The 12,693-nt window shown below is 70.2% G+C and carries 12 protein-coding genes; 7 read left to right on the top strand and 5 right to left on the bottom strand.

The window, feature by feature from the left end; all coding sequences use genetic code 11:
* Positions 1–244: 244 nt before the first annotated feature.
* The 5 genes from SM418_RS33220 to SM418_RS33200 all read left to right on the top strand — a co-directional run bounded on the left by SM418_RS33220 (position 245) and on the right by SM418_RS33200 (position 4,430).
* Positions 245–844, top strand: a complete 600-nt coding sequence (locus tag SM418_RS33220) for a hypothetical protein (RefSeq protein ID WP_371945370.1) — start codon at positions 245–247, stop codon at positions 842–844.
* Between the two features lie 66 nt (positions 845–910).
* Positions 911–1,564 carry a maleylpyruvate isomerase N-terminal domain-containing protein gene (locus SM418_RS33215; RefSeq protein ID WP_371945371.1) on the top strand — a complete coding sequence of 218 codons (654 nt, stop codon included), beginning with the start codon at positions 911–913 and terminating at the stop codon, positions 1,562–1,564.
* A 116-nt stretch (positions 1,565–1,680) separates the two neighbouring features.
* Positions 1,681–2,214, top strand: a complete 534-nt coding sequence (locus tag SM418_RS33210; RefSeq protein ID WP_371945372.1) for a DUF6817 domain-containing protein — start codon at positions 1,681–1,683, stop codon at positions 2,212–2,214.
* A gap of 151 nt (positions 2,215–2,365) precedes the next feature.
* Positions 2,366–2,812 carry a TIGR03618 family F420-dependent PPOX class oxidoreductase gene (locus tag SM418_RS33205; protein WP_371945373.1) on the top strand — a complete coding sequence of 149 codons (447 nt, stop codon included), beginning with the start codon at positions 2,366–2,368 and terminating at the stop codon, positions 2,810–2,812.
* Between the two features lie 169 nt (positions 2,813–2,981).
* Positions 2,982–4,430, top strand: a complete 1,449-nt coding sequence (locus tag SM418_RS33200; protein WP_371945374.1) for a M28 family metallopeptidase — start codon at positions 2,982–2,984, stop codon at positions 4,428–4,430.
* 22 nt (positions 4,431–4,452) lie between these two features.
* Here the strand turns inward: SM418_RS33200 and SM418_RS33195 are convergent, their stop codons facing one another.
* From SM418_RS33195 to SM418_RS33175, 5 genes are all read right to left on the bottom strand, one after another.
* Positions 4,453–5,112, bottom strand: coding sequence for a GntR family transcriptional regulator (locus SM418_RS33195; RefSeq protein ID WP_371945375.1), 660 nt, complete (start codon positions 5,110–5,112; stop codon positions 4,453–4,455).
* 162 nt (positions 5,113–5,274) lie between these two features.
* Complete coding sequence (locus SM418_RS33190) at positions 5,275–6,105, bottom strand: ABC transporter ATP-binding protein (protein ID WP_371945376.1); 831 nt, start codon at positions 6,103–6,105, stop codon at positions 5,275–5,277.
* Positions 6,106–6,107: 2 nt separating this feature from the next.
* On the bottom strand, positions 6,108–6,890 hold the full coding sequence (locus tag SM418_RS33185; RefSeq protein ID WP_371945377.1) for an ABC transporter permease: 783 nt from the start codon (positions 6,888–6,890) through the stop codon (positions 6,108–6,110).
* Positions 6,887–7,717 carry an ABC transporter permease gene (locus SM418_RS33180; RefSeq protein ID WP_371945378.1) on the bottom strand — a complete coding sequence of 277 codons (831 nt, stop codon included), beginning with the start codon at positions 7,715–7,717 and terminating at the stop codon, positions 6,887–6,889. The genes SM418_RS33185 and SM418_RS33180 overlap by 4 nt, the downstream gene beginning before the upstream one ends.
* The gene (locus tag SM418_RS33175) at positions 7,714–8,676 is read right to left on the bottom strand and encodes an ABC transporter substrate-binding protein (RefSeq protein WP_371945379.1); all 963 of its coding nucleotides are present in this window, start codon (positions 8,674–8,676) and stop codon (positions 7,714–7,716) included. The genes SM418_RS33180 and SM418_RS33175 overlap by 4 nt, the downstream gene beginning before the upstream one ends.
* A gap of 328 nt (positions 8,677–9,004) precedes the next feature.
* Between SM418_RS33175 and SM418_RS33170 the strand changes: the two genes are divergently transcribed.
* The gene (locus SM418_RS33170) at positions 9,005–10,795 is read left to right on the top strand and encodes a tannase/feruloyl esterase family alpha/beta hydrolase (protein WP_371945380.1); all 1,791 of its coding nucleotides are present in this window, start codon (positions 9,005–9,007) and stop codon (positions 10,793–10,795) included.
* Positions 10,796–11,119: 324 nt separating this feature from the next.
* A complete protein-coding gene (locus SM418_RS33165) occupies positions 11,120–12,628 on the top strand; it encodes an acyl-CoA dehydrogenase family protein (RefSeq protein ID WP_371945381.1) in 1,509 nt (502 codons plus the stop codon).
* The last annotated feature ends 65 nt before the right edge of the window (positions 12,629–12,693 follow it).

The raw sequence follows: 12,693 nt of genomic DNA, 5'->3' as shown, positions 1-12,693 counted from the left end.
CAACCGGCCCTCACCGAACAACACCTCAATCTGCGCACGCTCACCGAGCGTAAGACGACGTCCTGGCACAACAAGATCCTTCCAGAAGGACCTCGTTGCAACAGACACTAGAAACCGCCCGCGTTCATAACAACGACATGCCGCAAGTCGACGCAGGGCTGCCTGGCTCGCCCGGCTGGCGTTCACGCGTCGGACGGGGCGGGTTAGGTTGGCGCGGGGGCCTGGCTGAGCGTGGGAGGCGGTTATGGGCTCGGCGGTGATCGGCCTGGTCGGTGCGCTGCTCGGCGGGGCGTTCACGTTGCTCGGGGCCGCGCTTTCCGAGCGGAGGCAGGCGCGCAGGGACGACCGGAAGTGGCGGCGGGAGCAGCGGATGTCCGCCTATGACGGGGCGCTCCGGCATCTGCTGCGAGCGGCGAACCTGCGGTCGGAGTTCGCGGGCGGGCGCGGAGCGGCCGTCCTCAAGCAGGAACACCAGCGGGAATGGTTCGACGACCTGGTCGAGGCGCAGTTCTGGCTGCATGCGGCGACGCGCCATTGCGACGCTGCCCAACTCGACCGGCTCACCGGGGCCGCCCTGCTCCTCGACTCGCACGTGGCCCTCCTCAATACGGCCGAACGCTTCGACGGGAAAGACTTCTCGATCCTGCAAATCCTGCGGCAGTGCATCGACACCGTGACCGACTGCGCCCGCTTGGACGGCGGCGAACGCGGTACGGCGCGTGCGGTCCGGCCCGAGCCTCCGGGGCCGCCGCCACCGGGCCTGCCGTTCTCCGGATACAGCCAGATCCCGATGGGAAACCCGCCGCCCCAGATCAACCTCGGGGGTGCGGGACCGGTCGAGTGACGTCGAGATCCAGATTGCCGAGCCTGGCGGTTGTCCGCTGTTTCGGGGCGGCACTACCTTGCCGGAGTGGATCTCTTCTCTCGTTCTTGGACGGCGCTGCGCGCGGCGGTCGGCGAACTCTCCGGCCAGGACTGGGAACGGCCGTCCGGCTGCACCGGCTGGCTCGTCCGGGACCTGGTGTGCCACCTGATCATCGACGCCCAGGACGTCCTGATCACGCTGGTCACACCGGCCGACACGGAACCGACGGTCGACTCGATCACCTACTGGAAGCTCGTCGAACCCCCGACCGGCGAGGATCCGCTCGACGCGCTGATCCCGCGGCTGGCCGCCGCCTACGGCGACCCGAGCCTGCTGAGATTCCATTTCGACGACGTCGGCGCCGCCGCCGGACGCGCGGCCGACCTCGCCGATCCGCGCCTCCGCGTTAGCACGCAGGACGAGGTGCTGACCATCGGCGACTACCTGTCCGCGTACGTCATGGAATGGACGCTGCACCACCTGGACCTGATCGCTCACCTGCCTTCGGCCGCCGACCCGCCCGCCGAAACCCTTGCCGCCGCACGCGCATCCCTGGAGAGGATCGCCGGGGCACGGTTCCCGGCTGCGCTCTCGGACACGGACACGCTGCTGATCGGCACCGGACGCCGCGCCCCAACGGACACTGAGAAGGCCGCGCTAGGAGGACTGGCAGCGAAGATCCCGCTCGTCCTCGGTTGAACGATCCAAGGTCTTCCTTGGGGTTTTGCAAGGGGACCTAAGAATTGACTGGAGTGCGGATTGGCTCCAGGCTGAGCACTACGGAGGCCGGTCTTCGGGAATGGGGCGGATCACGCATGGAAACCGATGTCGCGGCCGCCGAGTTTCTGCTGGACAGAGGGGCGGACCGGGTGGAGCATCCGGGCGGCACGCTGTTCGCCCACCTGCGGCGCGTGCACGCGATGCTCGGCGAGTGGGGGGCGCGCCGGGAGCTGTGTCTCGCGGGTCTGTGCCACGCCTTCTACGGAACCGACGGCTTCGGGGTGGCCCTCGGCGATCACGGGCGGCGCGGCGAACTGGTCCAGGTCATCGGGGCGGAGGCCGAACGGCTGGTCCACCTGTACGCGAGCTGTGATCGTGGCAGGTCGTATCCGCACCTGGCCTCGCCGGACGGTCCCTTCACCGATCGCTTCACGGGGACCGTGCAAGTCCCGCCGCCCGCGGATCGCCGGGACTTCGCCGAACTCACCGTCGCCAACGAGCTCGATGTGCTGACCGCGTCCGCCGAGATGCGCGCCGCGCACGGCCGGTCATTGGCCGAGCTGTTCATTACGTGGCAGCCGCTGCTCAGCCCGTCCGCGAACCGCGCCGTCCAGAACTTCCGCCCGTAGCGGCCCCACCGGCCGCTCGGCGTTACGAGAGCCACCCGCCGGGGATCCTGCGTTGAGTTGCGGCGAGTTGTTGCTTCCGGTGCGCTCATAACAACGACATGCCGCAGGTCAACGCAGCCGGTGCGTACCAGCCGGGAGAAGGGATGAACCGATGAAGACCGACCTTGATGCCTTCGCCGAGTTGATACCGCTCGATCACGGCTTGTGCGTGGTCAGTACGGTGCAGGGCGACGGAGGTGTGCAGTCGTCCGTGGTCAACGCGGGCGTCCTGGAGCATCCGTTGCGGGACGGACGGGTCGTCGGGCTCGTCGCCATGGGCGGCTCGCGCAAGCTGCGCAATCTGCGCTCGGACCCGCACGCCACGATCGTCGCGCGGGCGGGCTGGCGATGGGCGGCCGTCGAGGGGCAAGCCGAGATCATCGGGCCGGACGATCCGTATCCCGACGTCGACGGCGAAGCGTTGCGGCTGCTGCTGCGGGAGGTGTTCCGCGCGGCCGGCGGCACCCATGACGACTGGGACACCTACGACCGGGTGATGGCGGAAGATCGCCGAGCCGCCGTGCTCATCGCCCCGCACCGTATCTACACCGCCCCCTGAACGCCGTGACCTGAGACGACGTCCTCGGCTTCCGAGCGGCCCGTGCCCGCCTCTCCCGCGGCTGACGGCTCCCGCTGGGCGATCTGGTGCAATGTGCGCCATCCGGCACGCTCGAAGACTGGTGCTTCTGGCCATGGACAGGCGCGAGGCGGCGAGGATCATCGTCGTCGTGAGTACAAACGAACCCCCCGCCACCGCGAGCCGCAGGACGTTCCTCTCCCTCTCGACGGCGACCGTCGCCGTCACCGCGACCACCGGTGCGGGTGTCGCGGCCACCGCCGTGCCCGCCGACGCGCGGGAGAAGCAGGGCTGGCCGGACGGGCCCGGCGGTCCCGTCCGGAACCAGCCGCCGGACGCCGAACTGCGCGCGATGCTGCGCGAGATCGACGAAGATCGCGTCGAGGCGACCGTCCGGAAGCTGGTGGGCTTCGGCACCCGGCACACCCTGTCCGTCCAGGACGACCCGAAGCGCGGCATCGGCGCCGCCCGCGACTGGATCCTCGCGGAGATGCAGCGGTACGCCGCCGCGTCCGGCGGGCGGATGACCGCCGAGTTGCAGTCCTACGTGCAGGAGCCCGCTTCGCGCATCCCCGTCCCGACGCGGATCACCAATGTCGTCGCCACGCTGCGCGGGTCGGCCAGCCCGGACCGGATCTACGTGGTGTCCGGTCACTACGACTCGCGGGTCACCGACGTCATGAACGCCACGGCGGACGCGCCCGGAGCCGACGACGACGCGTCCGGCGTCGCGGTCGTCATGGAACTGGCCCGGGTGATGGCCAAGCGCCGCCCGGAGGCCACCATCGTGTTCACCGCGGTGGCTGCCGAGGAGCAGGGCCTGTACGGCTCCCGGTACCAGGCGAAGCAGTACAAGGCGGCCGGCGCGGACGTGCGGGCGATGTTCACCAACGACATCGTGGGCAGCAGCACCGCCGACGACGGAACCCGCGACGCCCGTTCCGTGCGGCTGTTCGCGGAGGGCGTGCCCACCACCGAGACGCCAGGGCAGGGCGACGTGCGGCGCTCGGTCGGCGGGGAGAACGACTCCCCGTCCAGGCAGCTCGCCCGGTTCGTCGCGTCCGTGGCCGAAAACGGCGCCACCGGCATGCACGTCCGGGTGATCTACCGCCGGGACCGCTACCTGCGCGGCGGCGACCACATCGGCTACCTGGAGCAGGGCTACACCGCCGCCCGCTTCACCGAGCCGAACGAGAACTTCGACCACCAGCACCAGGACGTCCGCGTGGAGGACGGGAAGCAGATCGGCGACCTACCCGAGTTCTGCGACTTCGCCTATATCGCCCGGGTCGCGAGAGTGAACGCGGCCGCCCTGTGGTCGCTCGCACAGGCGCCGGGGACGCCGCAGAACGTCCGCGTCCTCACCGACCGGCTCACCAACGACACCGACCTGGCCTGGGATCGCGGCCCCGAACCCGACATCGCCGGATACGAGGTCGTCTGGCGGGAGACGACGAGCCCCGACTGGACGCACGTCATCCCCGTCGGGAACGTCACCGAGACCACGGTCGACCTGTCGAAGGACAACGTCTTCTTCGGCGTCCGCGCCGTCGACCGCGACGGCCACCGCAGCCCCGTCGCCTTCCCCGTCCCCGGCTGACGCCCGGCCGGCCTCCGGCGGCTCAGACCGCTTTCAGTGCTTCGATGACGCTGACGAGGTGGCGGCGCGCGGCACGTTCGGCGGCCTCGGGGGAGTGCGCGCAGATCTCGTCGATGATGGCCAGATGCTCGGCCAGGGACACGTTCGGCCGCCCGGGGACGAGCGCGAGCTGGAACTGGAACCGGACGTTCTGCGCGCGCAACCGCTCCAGCACCCCGGCGGCGGTGTCCTGGCCGCTGATCTCGAGGATCCGCTGGTGCAGCGACTTGTTCAGCGCGGAGTACTCCAGCACGTGCCCTTCCGCGACCGCGACGCGCATGGCGTCGCCGAGGGAGCGCAGTTCTGTGATCTCCTCGTCGGCGATGCGCTCGGCGGCCTTGGCCGCGCACAGCCCCTCGACCACCATGCGGACCTCGGAGATCTCGATGGCCTCGTCCAGCGTGACCGCGCGGACCCGGGCGCCGCGGTGCTGGACGCGCTCGACCAGCCCCTCGTTGGTCAGCTCGATCAGCGCCGACCGCACGCCGCTGCGGCTCGCGCCGTACAGTTCGGACAGGTCGCCCTCGACCAGGCGCTGGTTCGGGGCGAAGTCCCCCCGGGCGATCCCCTCGCGGATCGCGGCGGCGACGTCCGGCTGCCCGGTGCCGCCGGGGACGTCCGTGGTCCGCTGGTGCGCTGCCATGACTCCTCGCTCGCGGGCCTGCGCCGGGCACACACCCATCTCGTCGGCACGCGGATGCTGCCGATCCGGTGATCGATTCTACGGTCTGCCCCAACCGCCCGACCGCGTCCGAGGGCCGGCCCCGCCGGAAGGATGAGGCCGGCCCGGGGGCGGTGCGCGGGCTCAGTCAGCGGGCCGGTGACCTTCCTTGGCCTGCTGGACGAGCCGGTAGATGTGCCCCCTCAGCTCCGCGAAGCGGGGCTCGGAGCGAGTGGTGAGCTGGTCGCGCTCGTCCGGCAGGTCGATGGCGACCTCCTCCAGGACGACCGTCGGGGAGTTCGACAGCACGATCACGCGCTGCCCCAGGTAGACGGACTCGTCGATGTCGTGCGTGACGAAGAGGACCGTCACCCCGAGGCGCTTCCAGAGGGCGCGGACGAGGTCTTCGAGGTCGGCGCGGGTCTGCGCGTCGACGGCGGCGAACGGCTCGTCCATCAGCAGGATGTGCGGCTCGTAGGCGACCGCGCGGGCGATGGCCACGCGCTGCTGCATGCCGCCCGACAGCTGCCAGGGGTGGGCGTCGGCGGAGTCGGCGAGGCCGACGGCCTCCAGCGCCTCCCGGACGAGCCGCTGCCGCTCCGCCTTCGGGACCTTCTTCTCCTTCAGCGGACGTTCGACGTTCTGCCGCACGGTCATCCACGGGAACAGGCTGCGCCCGTACTCCTGGAAGACCACGGCCATGCCCGGCGGCGGGCCCGTCACCGTCTCCCCTTCGAGCACCACCTTCCCGGACGTGCTGTTCAGCAGCCCGGCGACGCATCTGAGCAGGGTCGTCTTGCCCGCGCCCGAGGGCCCGACGATGCAGACGAGCTCGCCCGTCCCGACGGTGAAGGTCAGGTCGCGGACGGCTTCGACGCTGCGGCCCTTGCCCTCGTAGACCTTCCGCAGGTTCTGGACGTCCAGCAGCGCCGTGGAGGTGTCCGGGCTGCCGGCGCCGATCGGTTCGGTGGTCATCCTCAACTCTCTCGCTGTGACCGGCGCACGCCGGTGTACCAGTTCAGCAGCCGTGCCTCCACGACCTGGAAGGCGAGCGACAGCGCGATGCCGATCAGGCCGAGCAGGATGATCCCGCTCCACATCTGCGGGATCGAGAAGCTGCGCTGGAACTGGATGATCGTGAAGCCCACGCCGTTGCTCGCCGCGAACATCTCGCTGATCACCATCAGGATGATCCCGATGGACAGGGCCTGCCGCGCGCCCGCGGCGATCTGCGGGCTCGCGCCCCGCAGCACCAGGTGGACGAGCCGCGAGTGCGGGCGCATCCGGTAGCAGCGGGCGGTGTCGCGCAGCACCTCGTCCAGGGCGCGGACGCCCTCCACCGTGTTCAGCAGGATCGGCCAGATGCAGCCGGACACGATGACCAGCACCTTCATCCCGCTCCCGATGCCGGCGAACAGCATCAGGATCGGCACCAGCACCGGCGACGGGATCGCCCGGAAGAACTCCAGCACCGGTTCCAGGAAGGCGCGCAGGACGCGTACGGAACCGATCGCGACGCCGAGGCCGACGCCCAGCACCAGGGCGAGCAGGTAGCCGGCGAGCAGCCGGGCCAGGCTGGGCAGCACGTCCGCGGTGAACCGGCCCTCGAACCAGGTCTCCCCGAACGTGCCGAGGATCTTGCTGAGCGGCGGCCAGAAGAAGTCGGTGCTGTTCGCCGTCGCCACCCACCACGCCGCGACCAGCAGCACGGGCAGCGCGAGCAGGAAGAGCGCACGCCGCAGCACGGCCAGGACGTTCACGAGAACACCTCTCTGCGGACGGACGGATGCCAGCGCAGCACGCGGCGCTCGGTAGTCCGCGCGATGACGTTGACCACCACGCCGATCAGCCCGACCACGATGACCAGGGCGTACATCGACGCGACCGCGCCGGACGTCTGCGCGACCGCGATCTGCTTGCCGAGCCCCGGCGACCCGATGACCAGCTCGCCGGTGATCTCCAGGATCAGCGCGACCGCCGCGCCGAGCCGGAACCCGGTCATCACGTACGGCAGCGCGGTCGGCCAGATCACCGTCCGGACCTGCGTCAGCGGACGGAACCGGTAGGAGCGGGCGGTCTCGCGGGCCACGGGGTCCACGTCCTGCACCCCGTACAGGACCTGCAAGAGGATCTGCCAGAACGAGGCGTACACGACCAGCAGGAGCGTCGACCGCATCTCGGTGCCGTACAGCAGCACGGCCAGCGGGATCAGCGCCACCGACGGGATCGGGCGCAGGAACTCGATCGTCGAGGACATCGCCGCCCGGAGCAGCGGAACGCCGCCGATCACGATCCCGAGCACGACGCCCGCGGCCATCGCGATCGCCAGGCCGATCGCCCAGCCGCGCAGCGTCTCCAGCAGGGCCTGCCAGAACGCCGACGTCCCGGCCTGGTCGACGAGCGCGGAGACCATCTCGCTGAACGGCGGCAGGAAACGCTCCTGCACGAGCCCCGTCCGGGGCACCAGCTCCACCACCGCCATCAGGCACAGGAGCCCGGTCAGGCCGAGCGCCCAGGCGGGGATGGGGCGGTGACGGCGTCCGCCCCGGCCGCGTCCCGTCGCGTTCGCCGTCACCGCCGCCGTCACGGAAGCAGGTCCTTGACGTCGGGGGCCGTCTTGATCAGCCCGTCCTGGACGGCGAGCTTCGACAGCGTGTCAAGGGAGGCGCTGTTGACCTCGGTCGGGAACTTCGGCAGCGTCAGCGAGGGGGTCAGCGACGGGTCGATCTTGGTGTAGGTGCCGAGGATCTTGCGCACCGCGTCGGGGTTCTCGTCGGCGTACTTCAGCGACTTCTGCATCGCCGCCGCGAACTTCTTCACCAGCTCGGGCTTGGACCCGGCGGTCTTCTGCGAGGTGAAGTAGCCGGCGATGGTCAGGTTGGGCGCGGTGTCCACGTAGTTGGACGCGATCACCTTGCCGCCGTTCTTCTTGGCGGTCGCGAGGAACGGCTCGACGACCTGGACGGCGTCGACGTTGCCCTTCTCCAGGGCGGCGAGCATGTCCGGGAACGCCAGCTCGGTGAACTTGACGTTCTTGGCGTCCCCGCCGGCGGCGCGGATGGAGGCCCGGACCGTGGTGTCGTTGATGTTGTTCAGGGTGTTGACCGCGACGCGCTTGCCGGCGAGGTCCTTGGCCGACTTGATCGGGCTGCCGGCCTTGACGACGACGCCGCCGAAGTCCTTGCCCTGGACGCCGGTCGAGCCGGCCCCCGCCGCGACGACCTTGAGCGGCAGGCCCTTGGACTTGGCGATGAGCAGGGACGTGTAGTTGCTGAACCCGAAGTCCACCTGGCCGCTGACGACGGCGGGCACGATCGCCGCCCCGCCCTGCGCGGACTGGAGGTCGAGCTTCAGCCCCTGCTCGGCGAAGAAGCCCTGCTGGTTCCCGAGGTAGATCGGCGCCACGTCCACGATGGGGATGACGCTGACCTTCACCGTGGTGGGGCCGTCGCCGGATGCGTCGTCGGAGGAGTCCCCGCTCCCGCACGCGGAGGTGAGGAGGAGTACGGAGGCGGCGGCGGCCAGGGCCGCGCGGAATCTGATCACGGTGGGTCTCCGGGGGCGTCGGGGGGTGGGGATGCCGGCGCTCGCCCGACCGGACGACGCCGCTGGCGTGTCGCGATGCTACGAATTCGCAGACGAGATTGTCAACAATTTGTGCGCCGAAGTTAGGGGACGAGCTCCCGGGGGACCGGCCGGACGACCTGCGCAGGAGTCCTCTTCCCCCGGTACGGGCGGGCTTCGCAGGCCGCGGCCTCTGTCGACCAGATCGCTCGCCAGATTGTTGACATTTTCGTACCTGTCACTCACGGTTGAGCGCGGCCGCGGCGGCGCCGGAGGAAGGCGCCCCGCCCATCCGAGGAGGCGGTACCCCATGCACGGGTTCTTCGATCGGGGCAGAACGTTCAGGGCGGGCGGCATCGGCCGCGCGCATGGCCGGTTCAGGACGGCGGCCGGCGCGCTGATCGCGCTCGCCCTGGCGCTGGCCGTCCTGCCCGCCTGGGCGCCGGGCGGCACGGCCGCGGCGTCCTCCCGGCCCCACGCCTTCACCCCCGAGGGGCTCGCGGACCTTCCCGCGCTCAAGCCGCGGATGGACTGCGCCGACCTGGTCGGCCTCGACCTGGACGGCGTCACCGACGCGCCGGTCACGATCACGTCCGCGACCGTCTCGACCGCCAACGCGCCCGCCCCGTACTGCGACGTCCGGGGGACCATCGCCCCCGCCAACACCATCGTCATGCGCCTGCCCGTCGACGGCTGGACGCAGCGCTACGTGCAGACCGGCTGCGGCGGCGAGTGCGGCAGCTCGAACATCAACTACACGCAGGCGGCCACCTGCCCGCCGATCGCGGACGGCACCGTCGCCAGCGCGACGACCGACATGGGCCACCAGGGGCAGCCCGACGGTTCGTGGGCCGCGAACAACCCCCAGGCGCAGATCGACTTCGCCTACCGGGGCGTCCACGTGACGTCGGAGGTCGCCAAGGCCGTCATCGCCGGGTTCTACGGGCGCTCCCCGGCCTACTCCTACTTCAACGGCTGCTCCGACGGCGGCCGCGAGGGGCTGATGGAGGCCCAGCGGTACCCCGGCGACTTCGACGGCATCGCCGCCGGCGCGCCCGCGAACAACATGGTCGTCCAGAACACCTTCCACCACGCGTGGAACGTCCTGACCAACCTGGACGACGACGGCCACTACATCCTTCTCGCGGGCAGGCTCCCGCTCGTCCACGACGCCGTCATGGCCGCCTGCGACGGGCTGGACGGGCTGAAGGACGGCCTGATCGACGACCCCCGGCGCTGCGACTTCGACCCGGCGACGCTGGTGTGCGAGACCGGCCAGGACCCGTCGACCTGCCTGTCCAAGGCCGAGGCCGCCGTCGTCCGGCGCCTGCACGACGGCGCCGTCGACGCGCAGGGCCGCCGGCTGGAGCCCGAGATCTCCCACGAATGGGGATCCGAGCTCGAGTGGACGCTGTTCGTGCCGGCGGCCCAGGGGGACACGGTCGGCAGCGAGCGGTTCGTCCTGTCCTTCGCGCGCTACCTCGGCTACACGAACACCGTCGATCCAGGCTGGCAGCTCTCCGACCTGAAGTTCACGGCCGAGTCGTTCTGGAAGACGGTGCAGTCCTCCAGCTATCTCTCCGCCATGGACCCGGGCCTCGGGCGCTTCGCGCGCGGCGGCGGCAAGCTCCTGCTCTGGCACGGCTGGAACGACCAGCACATCTCACCGCAGAGCACGCTCGCGTATTACGACGCCATGCGGAAGACCATGGGGCAGCGGTCCGTCGACGGGTTCTCCCGGCTCTACCTCTTCCCCGGAGTCGCGCACTGCGGCGGCGGCAACGGGCCGAACACCTTCGACGTCCTCACCCCGGTGATGGCGTGGGCGGAGAGCGGCCGGCAGCCCGAAAAGATCATCGCGTCGAACGCCACGCGAACCAGGCCCGTCCACCCCTACCCCACGGTCGCGCGCTACGACGGCACGGGCAGCGTCGACGACGCGGCCAACTTCGTCCCCCGCACGCCGTCCCAGCCGGCACGTCCCACGTACCACTGGCTCGGCGAGCGGCTCTACTCCGACGACTACCAGACCTGGTGCAAGGCGAAGGGCACAGAACTGGTCTGCAGGCCCTCCAACACCTGGCTGACCCGACGTACCTAGAACTGACACCGGCATAAAAGCGCGCTGCGGGCGGTGGGACCCCACCGCCCGCAGCGCGCTTTTATGGCCAGTTCAGTGCGGATCTCGGAGGACGCACCGGAATGGCGTTCTCCAAGCACAGCCTGATCATCAAGTAGTGGCTGATCACGGTCAGCCAATGATGCCTTGCGCCCCGTGACTGCACGTTTCAGTATGTCGTGAGAGTCTCAGGTGAACGGATGGGAGAGGAGGTTCGCGAGATCGGCTGGAAAGCCGATCGGGCACCAGCGGTTCCGATCAGCCGACTTCCCCTGCACTGCCAGGCCGACCCGAAAAGCGGACACCATGACGAACGCTCTCCAGAACCGGTCGACAAACGAATTCATTGCCGGTATCGAAGCCATCGCCCGCCGATTCGACACCGCGACCTACCCCCAGCAGAATCTCCCAGCCGACGACTGGACGCTCCTGACCCGCGCCGGCGTGCTGCTCCCGACGCTGCCGAAGGAGTACGGCGGGCGGGACAGCCACGCCGAGATGTGCCGGGTCGTGGAGGCCATCTCCGAATGGAACCTGCCGCTCGGCATGTACGTCACGGTCATCACAGGCGTGGCCTTACGTCCCATCGCGCTGTGGGCCGAGGAGGAGGCCAAGCGGGAGGTCCTGCCGCTGTACGCGGGCGGCGATCCCATGATCGCCGGATTCGCCTCGACCGAGCCCGGCTGCGGCTCGGGGATGTCCGGCATGACCACCACATTCCAGGAGGTCGAGGACGGATACCGGATCCGCGGCCGCAAGCACTGGCAGGCGTTCAGCTCCACCGCCCACTGGTGGCTCGTCAGCGCGAAGAACGACGAGCACGGCCGCGAGTACGGCTATTTCATCGTCAAGCGCAGCGAGGGGTTCCGCACCCTGCGGCCGTACGAGCCGCTCGGCCTCAAGGTGATCGACTACGGGCTCAACGAGATCGACGTCGTCGTCCCCCGGCACCGGCGGATCCAGGCGGAGGGACGCAACCTGCGGCCCATGGTCGAGATGCTCATGGCGTCGCGGGCGATGATGGCGGCGATGGGCTGCGGGTTCCTGCGCCGCATCAGCCGCGAGGCCCGCGCCTACGCCGACGCCCGCCGGATCGGCCCCGGGCCGCAGTCGGAGATCCGGTTCGTCCGCTACCGGCTGGCGGCGATCGACGCGTCCTACACCGTGTGCGCGGCGCTCAACGACTACCTGCGGACGCGGCTGGACATGAAGGCGGACATGATCGGCGCGTTCCCCGCCGTCCAGGCCATCAAGACGGTCGCCACCGAGCGGATGCTCAGCGCGGCGCACCATTACCAGCAGCTCGCGGGCGGCGAGGGGTACCGCTGCGGATCCCCCACGAACATCTCCGCCCAGGCGTTCCTCGACGCCCGGGTCTACACCATCTTCGACGGAACCAACGATCTGCTCAGCCAGCAGCTCACCGAGTACTGCCTCGCCCGGACCGACGGCCTGCCGCTCAGCAAGTTCCTGGCGCAATGGCCGCTCACCGCGTCCGCGATCACCTCGCAGGGGCTGGACCTGGGGTTCCTCGACCGGGACCTCCGGCAGGAGCACCTGGTCCTCGCGGGCCGCGCCATCGCCTACGCGTTCACGATCGGCCAGGTCCTGCGGTGGGTCGCGAAGTCCAGTGCCGACGCCGGCCGGGCGCGGGCGGCGATCGAGTTCCTCAAGGCCGACATCGCCGGTGTCGCCACGGAGTTCGGTCTGCTCTCCTCGGGCGTGCTCGGCATCGATGACGGCGCGGTCGTCCCGCCGGCGTCCGGCGTGCCGTTCTCGCGCGCCGTGCCCGTGCCCGTGCCCGCAGAGGCGTGACCCGAGGCAGGCGAGTCGCGCCCCGTCGCATGCGGGAGGTGAGCCGCGGCATGCGGGAGGTGAGC

The sequence above is a fragment of the Actinomadura chokoriensis genome, from assembly GCF_041463665.1.
Classification (GTDB): domain Bacteria; phylum Actinomycetota; class Actinomycetes; order Streptosporangiales; family Streptosporangiaceae; genus Spirillospora; species Spirillospora chokoriensis_A.
This window is presented reverse-complemented; position numbering and strand designations above follow the sequence as displayed.

What these genes read in the sequence shown, in the direction of transcription:
- SM418_RS33210 (WP_371945372.1), top strand. Translation starts at nt 1,681, where the DNA reads ATGGAAACCGATGTCGCGGCCGCCGAGTTTCTGCTGGACAGAGGGGCG.
- SM418_RS33195 (WP_371945375.1), bottom strand. Translation starts at nt 5,112, where the DNA reads ATGGCAGCGCACCAGCGGACCACGGACGTCCCCGGCGGCACCGGGCAG.
- SM418_RS33220 (WP_371945370.1), top strand. Translation starts at nt 245, where the DNA reads ATGGGCTCGGCGGTGATCGGCCTGGTCGGTGCGCTGCTCGGCGGGGCG.
- SM418_RS33170 (WP_371945380.1), top strand. Translation starts at nt 9,005, where the DNA reads ATGCACGGGTTCTTCGATCGGGGCAGAACGTTCAGGGCGGGCGGCATC.
- SM418_RS33205 (WP_371945373.1), top strand. Translation starts at nt 2,366, where the DNA reads ATGAAGACCGACCTTGATGCCTTCGCCGAGTTGATACCGCTCGATCAC.
- SM418_RS33165 (WP_371945381.1), top strand. Translation starts at nt 11,120, where the DNA reads ATGACGAACGCTCTCCAGAACCGGTCGACAAACGAATTCATTGCCGGT.
- SM418_RS33190 (WP_371945376.1), bottom strand. Translation starts at nt 6,105, where the DNA reads ATGACCACCGAACCGATCGGCGCCGGCAGCCCGGACACCTCCACGGCG.